The organism is Kitasatospora sp. NPDC015121 (assembly GCF_055562955.1).
Window position 1 is genome coordinate 1 of record NZ_JBVHEH010000031.1, and the last position, 14,777, is coordinate 14,777.

The 14,777-nt window shown below is 74.9% G+C and carries 15 protein-coding genes; 6 read left to right on the plus strand and 9 right to left on the minus strand.

The window, feature by feature from the left end:
* The first annotated feature begins 209 nt into the window (after nucleotides 1–209).
* From ACZ3J7_RS33710 to ACZ3J7_RS33720, 3 genes are all read left to right on the plus strand, one after another.
* Entirely contained in the window at nucleotides 210–1,622 is a 1,413-nt protein-coding gene (locus tag ACZ3J7_RS33710) for a WD40 repeat domain-containing protein (RefSeq protein ID WP_465627198.1), read from the plus strand.
* A gap of 56 nt (nucleotides 1,623–1,678) precedes the next feature.
* Nucleotides 1,679–2,827, plus strand: a complete 1,149-nt coding sequence (locus ACZ3J7_RS33715; protein ID WP_465627199.1) for an adenosine deaminase — start codon at nucleotides 1,679–1,681, stop codon at nucleotides 2,825–2,827.
* A 176-nt stretch (nucleotides 2,828–3,003) separates the two neighbouring features.
* The gene (locus tag ACZ3J7_RS33720) at nucleotides 3,004–3,498 is read left to right on the plus strand and encodes a hypothetical protein (RefSeq protein ID WP_465627200.1); all 495 of its coding nucleotides are present in this window, start codon (nucleotides 3,004–3,006) and stop codon (nucleotides 3,496–3,498) included.
* A 217-nt stretch (nucleotides 3,499–3,715) separates the two neighbouring features.
* On the opposite strand, the gene ACZ3J7_RS33725 is transcribed toward ACZ3J7_RS33720, so the two are convergent.
* Nucleotides 3,716–3,898 carry a PspC domain-containing protein gene (locus ACZ3J7_RS33725; RefSeq protein ID WP_465627201.1) on the minus strand — a complete coding sequence of 61 codons (183 nt, stop codon included), beginning with the start codon at nucleotides 3,896–3,898 and terminating at the stop codon, nucleotides 3,716–3,718.
* 519 nt (nucleotides 3,899–4,417) lie between these two features.
* Here ACZ3J7_RS33725 and ACZ3J7_RS33730 point away from each other — a divergent pair.
* Nucleotides 4,418–5,245 (plus strand): LolA-like protein, encoded by an 828-nt coding sequence (locus ACZ3J7_RS33730; protein ID WP_465627202.1) that lies wholly within the window; start codon nucleotides 4,418–4,420, stop codon nucleotides 5,243–5,245.
* 108 nt (nucleotides 5,246–5,353) lie between these two features.
* On the opposite strand, the gene ACZ3J7_RS33735 is transcribed toward ACZ3J7_RS33730, so the two are convergent.
* From ACZ3J7_RS33735 to ACZ3J7_RS33750, 4 genes are read right to left on the minus strand one after another with little or no spacing between them, the layout of a single operon-like run.
* Nucleotides 5,354–6,001 carry a VanZ family protein gene (locus ACZ3J7_RS33735; protein WP_465627203.1) on the minus strand — a complete coding sequence of 216 codons (648 nt, stop codon included), beginning with the start codon at nucleotides 5,999–6,001 and terminating at the stop codon, nucleotides 5,354–5,356.
* 47 nt (nucleotides 6,002–6,048) lie between these two features.
* Nucleotides 6,049–6,351 (minus strand): hypothetical protein, encoded by a 303-nt coding sequence (locus ACZ3J7_RS33740; RefSeq protein WP_465627204.1) that lies wholly within the window; start codon nucleotides 6,349–6,351, stop codon nucleotides 6,049–6,051.
* On the minus strand, nucleotides 6,348–7,859 hold the full coding sequence (locus ACZ3J7_RS33745) for an ATP-binding protein (protein ID WP_465627205.1): 1,512 nt from the start codon (nucleotides 7,857–7,859) through the stop codon (nucleotides 6,348–6,350). Before ACZ3J7_RS33745 ends, ACZ3J7_RS33740 begins: the two co-directional genes overlap by 4 nt.
* Nucleotides 7,860–7,887: 28 nt before the next feature.
* Nucleotides 7,888–8,565 carry a response regulator gene (locus ACZ3J7_RS33750; RefSeq protein ID WP_465627206.1) on the minus strand — a complete coding sequence of 226 codons (678 nt, stop codon included), beginning with the start codon at nucleotides 8,563–8,565 and terminating at the stop codon, nucleotides 7,888–7,890.
* 279 nt (nucleotides 8,566–8,844) lie between these two features.
* Here ACZ3J7_RS33750 and ACZ3J7_RS33755 point away from each other — a divergent pair, with 279 nt between their 5' ends.
* Complete coding sequence (locus tag ACZ3J7_RS33755) at nucleotides 8,845–9,651, plus strand: SigE family RNA polymerase sigma factor (RefSeq protein ID WP_465627253.1); 807 nt, start codon at nucleotides 8,845–8,847, stop codon at nucleotides 9,649–9,651.
* Between the two features lie 187 nt (nucleotides 9,652–9,838).
* On the opposite strand, the gene ACZ3J7_RS33760 is transcribed toward ACZ3J7_RS33755, so the two are convergent.
* The 4 genes from ACZ3J7_RS33760 to deoC all read right to left on the minus strand — a co-directional run bounded on the left by ACZ3J7_RS33760 (nucleotide 9,839) and on the right by deoC (nucleotide 14,071).
* On the minus strand, nucleotides 9,839–10,474 hold the full coding sequence (locus ACZ3J7_RS33760; protein ID WP_465627207.1) for an ATP-binding protein: 636 nt from the start codon (nucleotides 10,472–10,474) through the stop codon (nucleotides 9,839–9,841).
* A 210-nt stretch (nucleotides 10,475–10,684) separates the two neighbouring features.
* Nucleotides 10,685–11,605 (minus strand): aldehyde dehydrogenase family protein, encoded by a 921-nt coding sequence (locus tag ACZ3J7_RS33765; protein WP_465627208.1) that lies wholly within the window; start codon nucleotides 11,603–11,605, stop codon nucleotides 10,685–10,687.
* Complete coding sequence (locus ACZ3J7_RS33770) at nucleotides 11,598–13,079, minus strand: aldehyde dehydrogenase family protein (protein ID WP_465627209.1); 1,482 nt, start codon at nucleotides 13,077–13,079, stop codon at nucleotides 11,598–11,600. The genes ACZ3J7_RS33765 and ACZ3J7_RS33770 overlap by 8 nt, the downstream gene beginning before the upstream one ends.
* Nucleotides 13,080–13,084: 5 nt before the next feature.
* Nucleotides 13,085–14,071: a deoxyribose-phosphate aldolase gene (gene deoC, locus ACZ3J7_RS33775; RefSeq protein ID WP_465627254.1), complete on the minus strand. Its 987-nt coding sequence runs from the start codon at nucleotides 14,069–14,071 to the stop codon at nucleotides 13,085–13,087.
* Between the two features lie 113 nt (nucleotides 14,072–14,184).
* Here deoC and ACZ3J7_RS33780 point away from each other — a divergent pair, with 113 nt between their 5' ends.
* Nucleotides 14,185–14,775: a TetR/AcrR family transcriptional regulator gene (locus ACZ3J7_RS33780; RefSeq protein ID WP_465627210.1), complete on the plus strand. Its 591-nt coding sequence runs from the start codon at nucleotides 14,185–14,187 to the stop codon at nucleotides 14,773–14,775.
* Nucleotides 14,776–14,777: the final 2 nt, after the last annotated feature.

Below are 14,777 nucleotides of genomic sequence, written 5' to 3' on the forward strand. Positions count from 1 at the left end.
TTCTTCGGTCGTCACAACCCGAATGCTGGACACCCTTCCTGCATGTCCGAAGCAGAACCAGCAAAGCCAGCTGACTTCGGAACTACTCGTCTAGCCCTCCCGGGGGGAGGTTCCGCGCGGCGGAGGGCGGGGCGAAAAGGCGCTGCGTGGCGGCGATGGGGACGCTACGGTGCGCTGGTCCGACGGTCGGGGAAGGGGAGTAGGGCGCGGTGTTCGACGTCAGTCCGGTGCCGTGGGCGCGGGTCCAGTCGCTCGGTCGGTTCGGCGAGCTGGTGGCGGACGGGGGTCCCGGGGAGCCGTCGGCGGTGCGGGAACCGGCGACCGGGCTGGTGCGGGCGGAGCTGGAGCGGGGTGAACTGCGGCCGCACGTCATGGAGTTCGCCCCGGGGGCCGACGTGCTGGCGGTGGGGGAGGACAGCGGGGCGGTGCACCTGTGGCGGTTCGGGACGGGCCGGCCGGAGCCGCTGGGGGAGTTGGGCGCCCAGGTGGGGGCGCTGGCCTGGGACCCGCGCGGTGAGCGGCTGCTGGCCGCCTCCGGGCGCGGGGAGGTCCGGGTCTGGGACGTGCGGACGGGCCGGGAGGAGCTCCGGATCGAGGACGCGGGGGTGGTGTCGGGGGCCGGAGCCGTCCGGTCGGCGGCCTGGCACCCGGACGGGCGGAGGTTCGCGTTGGGCGGCCACACCGGCTGGGTGCGGCTGTGGGACGCGGCCGGGGACGGACCGCCGCGCACCCTCCGGGGGGAGCGGCGGGGGCTGGGGCGCTGGGTCGGCGGGATGGCGTTCGACCCGGCGGGGGAGTTCCTGGCCTTCGGCGAGACGCACGGCTGCGTGCTCCAGCCCCTCGGCGAAGGGGAGCCGGTCCCGCTGCCCGGGCACCGGGGGCGGGTGCACGCGCTGTGCGTCAGCCCGGACGGGCGGTCCGTGGCGGCGGGCGGGCGGGACCGGACGGTGCGGGTGTGGGACGTCCGGACCGGCGGGCCGCGTCACGTCCTGCCCGAACTCAACGGCTGGATCGGGGATCTGGCGTTCAGCGCGGACAGCCGGGAACTCGTCGGGTCGGACGGCGGCGGCGCGGTGGCCCGCTGGGACCGCGACTCGGGGGAGCTGCTCGCCCGGTACCCGCGCCACCCGTCCGTCCCGTACCGGCCGGAGCCGGGTCGGCCGCCGCGCGCCTGGGAGCGGATCGCCGCCTCGTACGACTGGACCCGGCTGCACTGTCACTGCAGCCGGGGCGCCCGGCACCTGCCGGGCGACTTCGTCCGGCTGCTGGCCGCGCGGACGGCGGCGGAGGTCGCCGCGACCGGGCTGGCGGACGACCCGGTGACGGCCCAGGCGGGTTCGCAGGCGGCGGTGCCGGTGGCCCGGATGGCGCTCGCCGCGTTCCGGGAGGAGGAGCTGCCGCCACCGGTACTGGAGGGGGTGGTCGACCTGATGGCCTCCTGCGCGAGCGGCGGGGCGACCGAGGACGAGATCGGCCACGGCCGGACCGAGCTGGAGGCGGCCTGCCACGAGGTGCTGGCCGAGGGGGTGCCGGCGTTCCGGGCGGCGCTCGCCGAGCGCGGGGAGGGGCCGGTGGCGGACTCCCTGGCCGACCTCCTGTACTGGCTGGGGGAGGAGGACTGAGGCGGGCGGACGGCGTGGCGGTAGGCGTTCTACGCGCGTAGGTATATGCTCCGGCAATGGAGAACCAGATCGCCGCGTTCGCGGGTGCCACGGCCCCGCGCGTCCCCACGTCCGAGCAGATCGCCCGGGCGCCGAAGGTGCTGCTGCACGACCACCTGGACGGCGGGCTGCGGCCGGAGACGGTCGTCGAGCTCGCCGCCGACTGCGGGTACCCGGGGCTGCCGACCACCGATCCGAAGGAGCTCGGCGAGTGGTTCCGGGCGGCCGCCGACTCGGGCTCGCTGGAGCGGTACCTGGAGACCTTCGCGCACACCTGCGCGGTGATGCAGACCCGGGACGCGCTGGTGCGGGTCGCGGCGGACTGCGCCGAGGACCTGGCCGCCGACGGCGTGGTCTACGCCGAGGTGCGGTACGCGCCGGAGCAGCACCTGGAGGGCGGGCTGAGCCTGGACGAGGTGGTCGAGGCGGTCAACGAGGGCTTCCGGCTGGGCGAGGCGAACGCCCGGGCGCGCGGACACCGGATCCGGGTCGGCACGCTGCTGACCGCGATGCGGCACGCGGCCCGCTCGCAGGAGATCGCCGAGCTGGCCAACCGCCACCGCGACCGGGGCGTGGTCGGCTTCGACATCGCCGGCGCCGAGGCGGGCCACCCGCCGACCCGGCACCAGGCCGCGTTCGACTACCTCAAGGGCGAGAACAACCACTTCACCATCCACGCGGGCGAGGCGTTCGGCCTGCCGTCGATCTGGGAGGCGCTGCAGTGCTGCGGCGCCGACCGGCTCGGCCACGGCGTGCGGATCGTGGACGACATCACGGTCGGCGAGGACGGCCGGGTGGAGCTCGGCCGGCTGGCCGCCTACGTCCGGGACAAGCGGATCCCGCTGGAGATGTGCCCCACCTCCAACCTGCAGACCGGCGCGGCCGCCTCGTACGCCGAGCACCCGATCGGGCTGCTGGCCCGGCTGAAGTTCCGGGTCACCGTCAACACCGACAACCGGCTGATGAGCGGCACCTCGATGAGCCGCGAGTTCGCGCACCTGGTGGACGCCTTCGGCTACACCCTGGCGGACCTGGAGTGGTTCACCGTCAACGCGATGAAGTCGGCGTTCCTGCCGTTCGACGAGCGGCTGGCGATGATCAGCGACGTGATCAAGCCCGGGTACGCCGAGCTGAAGGCGGAGTGGCTGTTCGGCCCCCGCGGCTGACCGGGCGTCCAGGGTGATGGTCGGACTTATCACTCTCCGGAGTGGTCGGATTTTGAACGGCCCGGGGGCCGCTCACTACGGTGGGCCGGTCACTGCTGACTCGGTGTGACGGCGACGTCCCCAACCCCCTGGGCGCCCGCCGCCGCACCGGCCCGACCAGGACTGAGGACGCACACATGAAGCAGGCCACTCTCAAGGCCGCCGGCGCCGCCGCGCTCGGCGTCGCCTTCGCCGCCGTCGCCGCGGGCTCCGCCGCCGCGGCGCCGGTCGCCCCCGGCGGCCTCGGACTGCCGACCAGCGCGCTCACCAACCCCGGGGTGACCGGCGCGGCCACCGGCGCGGTGAGCAAGCTCCCCGGCGGCGACCAGCTCGGCACCGTGACCGGCACCCTCAACCCGACCGCGGGCGCCCCGGCCGCGGCCCCGGCTCCGGCCCCGGCCGAGGAGCAGGCCCCGCCGGTCGCCGAGCAGGTCGGCCCGGGCGGCGTGGACGGCCCGCAGGGCGCCCCGGCGCCCGCCGCGGCCAACCGGGTCGGCGGCCTGGACTCCGTCCCCGGCGGCCAGGGCCTGTCCAAGACCCCGGTCGGTGGCGTGGTCGGCACCCTGACCAGCCTCTCGCCGACCGGCGGCGGCGCCCCCGGTCTGCCCGGCCTGCCGGGCCTGGGCGGCTGACGGACGGCCGGCGCCGACACGACGGAGGGCCGTCCCGCGACCTGCGGGGCGGCCCTCCGTCGTGCCCGGCCCGTCCGGGTCGGCGGCGGCGCCCTCCGGGGTGCTCGGCGCGCGCGGGGCGTGATCGGTGGTCGGGGTCGTCATCGGGCCGGGCCTCCTCTGGCCGAGGCCCGGCGTGGACGGTTCCGGCAGGCTCAGGGCTCAAGGGCTCAAGGGCTCAGGGCTCCTGGGGGAGCAGCAGCCACAGCGCGAGGTAGATCAGGAACTGCGGGCCGGGCAGCAGGCAGGACGCCAGGAAGATCACCCGGACCGTCCACGGGGTGAGGCCGAAGCGCCGGGCGAGGCCGGCGCAGACGCCGGCGATGACGCGGTTGTGGCGGGGGCGGGCGAGACTGCTCATCGTCTCCTCCGAGGAGTGCGCCCCGGGCGGTCCGTCCGTCCGGGCTGATGACTCCATCCTTCCGCCGTGACCTGCGCTTTCGCGTCCGCCGCGATGCCGATCCCGGCGCCGGGCGGCTACGCGTCCAGGGGGATGCCGGGGTCAGGGTCGCCTCCGGGGGCACCCCGAGTCGGGCGGCCCGGACGGCGGTGTCGACGCGGTGCGCATCCGGATGGTGGACGGGAGTCCGTCCGGCGCGGTGGCGGTCGCACCGCGGGCGGGCCCGGTCCGGCCGTGGTGCCCCCTGGTGCCGGGGTCGGCGCGAACCCGCAGTTCAGCGGTCACGACGGGGCGTCGAAGGCCGGCGGACCGCCGGCCGGCCGGACCGTCCTGGGCCGGTCCGTCGCCCGCCGCCCGCGATTCAACGAATGGTAAAGGGAAGGTAAGGAGAGCGGAGGTGGTGCCCGGGGCGTCGGTGGTGGCTGGGAGACTCGCGCCACCGGTCTCATAAGAGACTCATAAGAACAGGGACAGACTCTGATGCGTGCGAACCGGCTGCTGGCCGTCACCGTTCTCTCCGTGCTCGGTGTCACCGGCCTGACGGCCTGTGGCTCCGACGGCGGCAAGAAGGGCGACTCCGCGCCCGCCTCCGCCGCCTCCACCCCCGCCCCCGCCTCGGCCGCCGCTTCCGGCGCCTCCTCCCCCGCCGCCGCCGGTGGCGGCGCGGCCGGCGGCCTGGAGAAGCTGACGGTGCCGGAGATCCTCAAGAAGTCGCAGGCCGCCGGCGCCAAGCTGAAGTCCGTCAAGCTGACCTTCACGGTCGCGGACGCGGACGGCGACCTGAGCGGCACCCTGGCCACCGACGCCTCGGGCAACTGCGTCGGCGACATCGCGATCAAGGGCAAGGGCAAGGCCGACCTGGTGCGGGTCGGCGACAAGGTCTGGGTCAAGCCGGACGCCGAGTTCATCAAGACCATCGCCCCGCAGGGCGGCGCCGCCGTCACCGCGGCCACCGGCAAGTGGCTGACCGCCGGTGACGACGCCCAGCTCGCGGCGTACACGGCCTACTGCACCATGGGTCTGGAGATCCAGAAGCACGTCGGCCTGTCCGAGGACGGCACCCCGGACGACAAGGGCACCCTGAAGGGCACCAAGAAGGTCGGCGGCGTCGACGCGGTGATCATCAACATGACCGAGGGCGGCGGCAGCACCGACGCGGCCATCGCCAACCAGGGCGAGCCCTACCTGCTCTCGCTGGAGAGCAAGGAGGACGGCAGCCTGCAGTTCGCCGACTTCGACAAGCCGGTGAAGGCCACCGCCCCGGCGGCCGCCCAGGTCCTCGACCTGAAGACGCTGCTCGGCGGCTGACCCGCCCGCGCCGCTCGGCCCGCCGCCCGTCCGGAGTCGTCTCCGGGCGGGCGGCGGTGCGTCCGGGGCCGGCCGCCCGGAGAGCGGGACCGACGGCCGGTCCGGTGCTCAGCCGCGCGGCGCGGCCGACGAGCCGAGCACCGACAGCGCGGGGGCCGGGGCGGGGCGGGTCCGCGCCCGGTCGGGGCCTGCGGCGTCCTCGAAGGGCGTCACCGGCTCCGGGGACGCCGCAGGTGCCGCGGCCGCGACGGCGCGCGCGGCCGCCCGGCGCCGTTCCAGGGCGCGCAGCGGCGGGACCAGCAGCAGGTGGGCCAGTGCCGCGCCCGCCGTCCCGAGCAGGACGTCGTCCACGTCCAGCACGTGGCCCGGCGCCCAGCCCTCCAGGATCTGGAGCGCGGTGCCCAGCAGGGCGGCGGCACCCGTCGCCCGCAGGAAGGACGGCAGCCAGGCCCGCCCCGGCGAGCCGACCGCCAGCGGCAGCAGCACCCCGAGCGGGGCGAGCGGCAGCGCGCCGGAGGCGAGCCGGCGCAGCGTGGCCGAGGTGCCGAGCGAGAGCGCCTGGTGCACCGAGGAGAGCGGGCTCAGGTTCGGCGGGGCCGTCCAGGCCGCGGCCGCCGGCCGCAGGCTGAGCCATCCCAGCGCCAGCAGCAGCACTCCCAGCAGCAGCCGGGCCGCGAACCGGAACCGGTACGGCACCGCCCGTCCGCGGTTCGGACGGTCGGCGCTCTCCTGATCGGTGGGTGCGGTGCTGTGCACACTCCGGAGGACGCCGGCCGCGCCGGGGACGGTTCCCGGGGGACGGATCAGGGGCAGTGGCTGGGGGACGGGGCGACGAAGGCGCCGCCCGTCGCCGTGACCGCGGGGCTGGGGGAGGCGGGGGCGGGTCTGCCGGTGGCGGGCCCGGTGGGGGACGGGGCGGCCTGGGGGGTGGGGGAGGCGGAGGGCCCGGGGGCCATCGGGACCTGGAGCTCGTTGGGGCAGGCGGTGCGGCTGGCCGGGGCGCCGGCGTCGACCGGGACCTCGGTGGCGCGGATGCCGCAGCCGGTGAGCAGGGCGGGGGCGAGCAGGGCGCCGGCCAGCAGGGCGAGGGGGCGGCGGGCGGTCATCGGGCGTCCTCGGGGCCGGGGGCGGGCGGCTGGGTGAGCGGCAGGGTGAGGGTGAAGACCGCGCCGACCCCGTCGGGGTTGTTCGCGGCGGTGATGTCGCCGCCGTGGATCCGGGCGTTGGCCTCGGCGATGGACAGGCCCAGGCCGCTGCCCTCGGAGCGGGCCCGGCCCTTGTCGGCCTTGTAGAAGCGGTCGAAGACGTGCGGGAGGACGTCCTCCGGGATGCCGGGGCCGCCGTCGGAGACCGAGACGACCACGGTGCGGGCCTCGTCGTCCTGGCGGACCCGCACCCGGACCGGGGAGCCGCCGTGCTTGAGCGCGTTGCCGATCAGGTTGGCGAAGACCACGTCCAGGCGGCGCGGGTCGACGACGGCCAGGATGCCGCGCGGGGCGTCGAGTTCGACCGCGTCGTACCAGGCCCGGCCGTCGATGCAGGACATGATCAGGTCGGCCATGTCGACCTCGTCGGCGACCAGCTTGGCGGTGCCCGCGTCGAAGCGGGTGACCTCCATCAGGTTCTCCACCAGGTCGGAGAGGCGGCGGGTCTCGGAGACCACGATCCGCACGGCCGGCTCGATCATCGGGTCGAGCGCGTCGGCCTCGTCCTCCAGGATGTCGGTGACGGCGGTCATCGCGGTCAGCGGGGTGCGCAGCTCGTGCGACATGTCGGCGACGAACCGGCGGGACTGCGCCTCGCGCGCGCTCAGCTCGGCGACCTGGTCCGAGAGCGACTCCGCGGTGCGGTTGAACGTCCGTGCCAGGTCGGCGAGTTCGTCGTTGCCCTCGACGTCGAGCCGGGTGTCCAGCTTGCCCTCGCCCAGTCGCCGGGCGGCGTCCCCGAGCCGGCGCACCGGCCGCAGCACGGTCGCCGAGGCGGCCTGGGCGAGCAGCGCCGAGCCGACCAGGGCGAGCAGGGTGGCGATCGCCAGCGACCAGCCCAGGGTGTTCAGGTCGGCGCGCTCGTTCTGCAGCGACTTGAACATGTAGGCGGTCGGCCCGCCCGGCACGATCCGCGTCCCGCCGACCACGTACGGCCCGGCCAGGTTCACCCGCTGCCAGTACAGGTGGTACTCGTACGGGTTGCCGGGGCCGGTCTCGCGCGGCTTGTTCACCGCGGCGGCCAGCGCCGCCGGTATCTGGCGCTGGCCGAACGCGATCGGGTCGGAGGACGCGGTGCAGCCCGGCACCGAGTCGTCGACCACCACCACGTCGTACGCCAGCCCGGAGCTGGCCACCTGGGCGGCCAGCGCGTGCAGGTCCTGGCAGTTCGGCTTCAGCGGCAGCACGGTGACGTTGCGGGTCAGCGAGTCCCGGAAGTCGTTCAGCGCCGAGTTCTGGGCGCGCTTGAGCACCGCGTCGCGGTTCAGCCAGTAGGCGATGCCGGACGCGGAGACGGCGGTGACCAGGGCGACCGCGGCGAACACCGCGATCAGCCGGACCCGCAGCGAACTGAGCCGCCGCCAGGACGCCGAACGGGCCCGGCGCGGCGCGGTCTGATGGTCGGACAAGAAGGACTCTCAGTCGGGGAGGGGCGGGTCAGGCGGGCGGGTCGAGACGGTAGCCGACGCCGCGGACGGTGCGGATCAGCGTCGGCGCGGACGGCACGTCCTCGACCTTCGCCCGCAGCCGCTGCACGCAGGCGTCCACCAGCCGGGAGTCGCCCAGGTAGTCGTGCTCCCACACCAGTCGCAGCAACTGCTGCCGGGAGAGCGCCTGCCCGGGGCGGCGGCTCAGCTCCAGCAGCAGCCGCAGCTCGGTCGGGGTCAGCTGCAGGTCCTGGCCGTCCTTGGTGACGGTCATCGCCGAGCGGTCGATCACCAGGCCGCCGTACGCGGAGGAGTCCGAACTCTCCCGCTCGCCCCGGCGCAGCACCGCGCGGATCCGGGCGTCCAGCACGCGCGGCTGGACCGGCTTCACCACGTAGTCGTCGGCGCCGGACTCCAGTCCGACCACCACGTCGATGTCGTCGGAACGGGCGGTCAGCAGGATGATCGGCAGCTGGTCGGTGCGGCGGATCCGCCGGCAGACCTCGAAGCCGTCGATGCCGGGCAGCATCACGTCCAGCACGATCAGGTCGGGACGCTGCTCCTTGAACAGGCGCAGACCGTCCTCGCCGGACGCGGCGGCGGCCACCCGGTGACCCTGGCGGGTGAGGGCGAGTTCGAGGCCGGTGCGAATGGCGTCGTCGTCCTCGATCAGAAGCAGGAAAGACACGGGGGTCATTGTGTCCCACCCGGCCACCGGAAGCACCCACCCGGGTGACCCCCGGGGCCGCGGGAACCGGAGGGCACCGGTCCGGCGTCCGCAACCGAGGAGCACCCGGACACCCCGCGGCGGCCGGTCCTGTGACAGCCCTGTGACAGTCGACGGACACCGCCATGACGCGCGGACGGCAGGATTTTCCCTGTCGCCGCGAGGGACCGGGCCACCACCCGGGACCAGGCGGCGACGAACCGCTCGTACCGACCATGGGGGTGCCCGATGACCGCAACGCTGACGACCCGAAACGCCGGGCCGCGTTCCGCCGTCCTCGGCACCAGCCGGGCCAGGCACGAGGAGGAGAACGCCGGCAACGTGCTCGTACGGGGGTGCGCGCACAACGCCGGGACCCGCCGCCCGGTCGTGGGGACCAGGAGCGGGGACACCACCCACGGCCGGTTGGGGAACCAGGTCGTGGGACGGACGCTGCGGGTCGCCCCGCAGACGTTCCGGGGGGAGCAGGCCGAACAGGGAGGCGCGCAGGGGGAGCACCCGGCCGCCGCGGCGGACGAGGCGCGCGACATCGCCGAGTTCACCGCGTACGTGCGCGAGCGCCGCGCCTCCCTGTACGCCACCGCCTACCACCTCACCGGCGACCGCTACGAGGCCGAGGACCTGCTGCAGAGCGCCCTCTTCTCCACCTACCGCGCCTGGGGCCGGATCACCGACAAGGCCGCCGTCGGCGGGTACCTCCGCCGCACCATGACCAACCTGCACATCTCCGCCTGGCGCCGCCGCAAGGTCAACGAGTACCCGACCGAGGAACTCCCCGAGCAGGCCGGCGACACCGACGCGATGGGCGGCACCGAACTGCGCGCCGTGCTCTGGCAGGCGCTCGCCAAGCTGCCCGAGAACCAGCGCACCATGCTCGTGCTGCGCTACTACGAGGGCCGCACCGACCCGGAGATCGCCGACATCCTCGGCATCAGCGTCGGCACCGTGAAGAGCTCCATCTGGCGCGCGCTGCGCCGGATGCGCGAGGACGAGCAGCTCAACCGCTCCGGCGACACCGTGCACGCCTTCGGCGAGCTGGTCGCCTGAGCGGCGGAACAGGACTCCCGTCGGGGGACGGGCAGTGGGGGGAAGGGCGCGGGACGCGGCGGCCGGCTCGGGGGAGACGGCCGCAGGGGGGAAGTCCCGCACCCGTGACGGAGACGGGCGGGACCCGGGTGCGGGGGAGTGGCACCGGGGTCCCGCCCGTTCGCCGTGCCCGCCCCGGCGGCCCCGCTCAGACCAGTTCGGCGGGCAGCTGCCGGGCCACCGAGGCGATCCGCCGCCCCGCCTCCACGCCCGAGCAGGCGTACGAGCCCAGCTCGACCTGCCGGGCGACGATGCCGCGCTCGGCCCGCATCAGCCGCAGCCCCCGGCGCACCAGGTACGGCACCGACTTGCGCCCCTCCCGGACGTCCCGCCGGAAGCGCCGCCAGGCCGTCGTGGCCGGCTTGTTGCGCAGGCACAGCGCGTCCCCCAGCAGGCCCTCCGCCCGGCAGCGGCGGACCAGCTCGGCCGCGAATATCCCCTCCGCGACGAAGCCCGCCGCCCCGTCCAGCAGCAGCACCCGGCTCCCCGCGCGCCCGTTGTCCGGGATCGAGTACACCGGCACCTCGGCCCAGCCCTCGAAGGCCAGCGCCCGGATCGCCGCCAGCGCCTGCTCCGCGTGCCAGGACAGCGGCGAGTCCCAGTCCGTCCCGCCCCCGTCCGGCAGCCGGGGCAGCGTCGGGTCGTCGCCGTCCTTGTAGAAGTCGTCCAGCTGCAGCACCGGCAGCCCGCTGCGCTCGGCCAGCGAGGACTTCCCCGACCCCGAGGGGCCCGACAGCAGGATGACGCGGGATATCGGGCGGCGGTTCAGCGGGGTGTCACTCACGGGGAACCAGTCTGAGGCATGGGAGGGGCAGCTCGGAACCCGCCGGACGTCCCGTTCACGGGGAGTGAGGGAGCGCGCGGGGGCGGGTGAGCGGTGGACATGGGGACGGGCCCGCACCAGGGGGGGAGAAGTGCGGGCCCGTCGCGGCCGCCCGGGCCCCGGGGGGGTAGGGCACGGAGGACGGCCGGTCTGCGGGGTCGGGCGGACGGGCTAGATGCCCATCGGGTGCCAGACCGTCTTGGTCTCCAGGAAGGAGAGGAGCCGCCCGGTGCCGGGCGCGGCCGTCCAGTCCTCGGCGGACGGGTCGGCGGCCGGTCGGACCACCCGCTTCAATGTATCGGCCGCCGCCGCCTCCAGGGCCGCCGCCGCGCCGGGCCCGTCGGGGTCGATCGCCCCGGCCAGGTCGAGCGCGTTGACGTCCTGGTGGGAGGCCAGGGTCGGGGCGATGTCGGCGGTCCGGCCGGAGAGCAGGTTCACCACGCCGCCCGGCACGTCCGAGGTGGCGAGCACCTCGCCCAGCGACAGGGCGGGCAGCGGGGCCCGCTCGGCGGCCGCGACCACCACGGTGTTGCCGGTCGCGATCGCCGGGGCGATCACCGACACCAGGCCCAGCAGCGAGAAGCCGTGGCCGGCCCGCGGCGCCAGGACGCCGACCACGCCGGTCGGCTCCGGGGTCGACAGGTTGAAGAACGGCCCGGCCACCGGGTTGGCGCCGCCCGCGACCTGCGCGACCTTGTCGGTCCAGCCCGCGTACCAGACCCAGCGGTCGACCGCCGCGTCCACCAGCGCCGCCGCCCTCTTCGCGCCCACGCCCTCGGCCGCGGCGACCTCGGCGGCGAACTGCTCCCGGCGGCCCGTCAGCATCTCGGCGACCCGGTACAGCACCTGGCCGCGGTTGTACGCGGTGGTGCCCGACCAGCCCTTGACCGCCGCGCGGGCCGCCAGCACGGCGTCCCGCGCGTCCTTGCGGGTGCCCAGCGGGGCGTTCGCCAGCCACTGGCCCTTCGTGTCGGTCACCTCGTACACCCGCCCGCTCTCCGAGCGCGGGAACTTCCCGCCGACGTACAGCTTGTAGGTCTTGCTGACCTGGATGCGCGCGGGGGCGTCCAGCCGGACAGTGGTCTCAGACATCGAGGTACGCCTCCAGGCCGTGGCGACCGCCCTCGCGGCCGTAACCGGACTCCTTGTACCCGCCGAACGGCGAGGTCGGGTCGAACTTGTTGAAGGTGTTCGCCCACACCACGCCCGCCCGGAGCCGGCTCGCCATCCACAGGATGCGCGAGCCCTTCTCCGTCCAGATGCCCGCGGACAGGCCGTACGGGGTGTTGTTGGCCTTCTCCACCGCCTCGGCGGGGGTGCGGAAGGTCAGCACCGACAGCACCGGGCCGAAGACCTCCTCGCGGGCGATCCGGTGCGCCTGCGAGACGCCGGTGAACAGGGTCGGGCGGAACCAGTAGCCCGCGCCCGGGAGTTCGCAGTCCGGGGCCCAGCGCTCGGCGCCCTCCCGCTCGCCCTCGGCGGCCAGCTCGGTGATCCGGGCCAGCTGCTCGGCCGAGTTGATCGCGCCGACGTCGGTGTTCTTGTCCAGCGGGTCGCCGACCCGCAGGGTGCCCATCCGGCGCTTGAGCGCGTCCAGCAGCTCGTCCTGCACCGACTCCTGCACCAGCAGGCGGCTGCCCGCGCAGCACACGTGGCCCTGGTTGAAGAAGATGCCGTCGACGATGCCCTCGACCGCCTGGTCCAGCGGCGCGTCGTCGAAGACGATGTTGGCGGCCTTGCCGCCCAGCTCCAGGCTCAGCTTGGTGCGGGTGCCGGCCAGCTGCCTGGCGATCGCCCGGCCGACCGGGGTGGAGCCGGTGAAGGCGACCTTGTTCACGTCCGGGTGCGCGGTCAGCGCGGCGCCGGTGCGGCCGTCGCCGGTGACGATGTTCACCACGCCCTTCGGCAGGCCCGCCTGGCGGCAGATCTCGGCGAAGCGCAGGGCGGTCAGCGGCGTCGTCTCGGCGGGCTTCAGCACCACCGTGTTGCCGGTGGCCAGCGCCGGGGCGACCTTCCAGGCCAGCATCAGCAGCGGGAAGTTCCACGGGATGACCTGCGCGGCCACGCCCAGCGGACGCGGGTTCGGGCCGTAGCCGGCGAACTCCAGCTTGTCGGCCCAGCCCGCGTAGTAGAAGAAGTGCGCGGCGACCAGCGGGAGGTCGACGTCGCGGGTCTCCCGGATCGGCTTGCCGTTGTCGATCGACTCCAGCACGGCCAGCTCGCGGCTGCGCTCCTGGATGATCCGGGCGATCCGGAACAGGTACTTGGCGCGCTCGGAGCCCGGCAGCGCCGACCAGTCGGCGAACGCCGCGCGGGCGGCCCTCACCGCGCGGTCGACGTCCTCCTCGGTGCCCTGCGCGAACTCGGCGAGCACCTGCCCGGTCGCCGGGTTGACGGTCTTCAGCGCCTCCGAGCCGGACGAGTCGACGAACTCGCCGCCGACGAAGTGGCCGTAGTGGGTGGCGATCTCACCGGCGGCGGCCGGGGACTCGGGGGCCGGGGCGTACGCGAACAGGCTCCCGCCGCGGGCGGGCCGCTCGGTCTCGGTCTTCTTGGTCTTGGCCATCGTCCTCAGTCCACCGTCACGTAGTCGGGACCGGAGTACCGTCCGGTGCTCAGCTTCTGGCGCTGCATCAGCAGGTCGTTCAGCAGGCTGGAGGCGCCGAACCGGAACCAGTGCGGGCTGAGCCAGTCGTCGCCCAGCGTCTCGTTCACCATCACCAGGTACTTCATCGCGTCCTTGGTGGTGCGGATGCCGCCGGCCGGCTTCACGCCGACCTGGACGCCGGTCGCCGCGCGGAAGTCCCGCACCGCCTCCAGCATCAGCAGCGTCACCGGCGGGGTCGCGTTCACCGCGACCTTGCCGGTGGAGGTCTTGATGAAGTCGGCGCCGGCGATCATCGCCAGCCAGGACGCCCGGCGGACGTTGTCGTACGTCTGCAGCTCGCCGGTCTCGAAGATCACCTTGAGGTGGGCGGCCGTCCCGTCGGGGCGCTCGCAGGCCGCCTTGACGGCGCGGATCTCCTCGAAGACCTCCAGGTAGCGGCCGGAGAGGAAGGCGCCCCGGTCGATCACCATGTCGATCTCGTCGGCGCCCGCGGCGACCGCCTCGGCGGTGTCCGCCAGCTTGACCGGCAGGCCGGCCCGGCCGGAGGGGAAGGCGGTGGCCACCGAGGCGACCTGGACGTCGCTGCCGCGCAGCGCCCGCTTCGCGGTGGCGACCATGTCCGGGTACACGCAGATCGCCGCGACCCGCGGGGCGGTGCGGTCCGTCGGGTCCGGGCTCAGGCCCTTCGCGCACAGCGAGCGGACCTTGCCGGCCGTGTCCGCGCCCTCCAGCGTGGTCAGGTCGATCATCGAGATGGCGAGGTCGATGGCGAAGGCCTTCGCGGTCGTCTTGATCGACCGGGTGCCGAGGGTCGCGGCCCGCGACTCCAGACCGACCTGATCGACCCCGGGCAGGCCGTGCAGGAAACGGCGCAAGGTGGCCTCGGACGCCGCGACGTCCGAGAGGCCGCCGCCCGCGGCGCCGGGGGCGTTGGCTGCAAGAGTGGACATAGTCACCAGACCAGCATATCTACGCGCGTAGGAAGCCGGTAGGGCGGGGCGGTTTCGATTCCCGACCGAAGCCTGACCGAAACCCGCGCCCCCGCGCCGGGGAGAATGGCCCGATGAGCGGCGAAGCGAAGGCACGGGGCCGGCGCCCCGGCGGCGAGGACACCCGGGGGGCGGTGCTGGCGGCCGCCCGGGCCGAGTTCGCGGCGCGCGGCTACCAGAAGGCGAGCATGCGGGCGATCGCCCGGGCCGCCGGGGTGGACGCGGCGCTGCTGCACCACTACTTCGGCAGCAAGGACCGGCTGTTCGCGGCCGCGCTGGAGTTCCCGTTCGACCCGCGCGCGGTGGTGGACGGCGTCTTCGCCGGCGACCCGGCGACGGTCGGCGAGCGGGTCGCCCGCTTCGTGCTGGGCCTGTGGGAGCAGCCCGAGGTGCGCGACCGGCTGCTGGCGCTGGTGCGGACGGCCGCCGCCAGCGAGGAGGTCGCGGCGCTGATGCGCGGCTTCATGGTGACCGAGCTGGTCGCCCGGGTGGCCGGGCAGCTGGACGTCGACCGGCCCGAGCTGCGGGTCGAGCTGGTGATGTCGCAGATCGTCGGCCTGGCGATGGCCCGGTACGTGATCGCGGTCGAGCCGCTCGCCTCGGCACCCCCGGAGGTGCTCGCCCCGCTGCTGGGGCGCACCGTCCAGGGGTACCTGACGGACTGAGC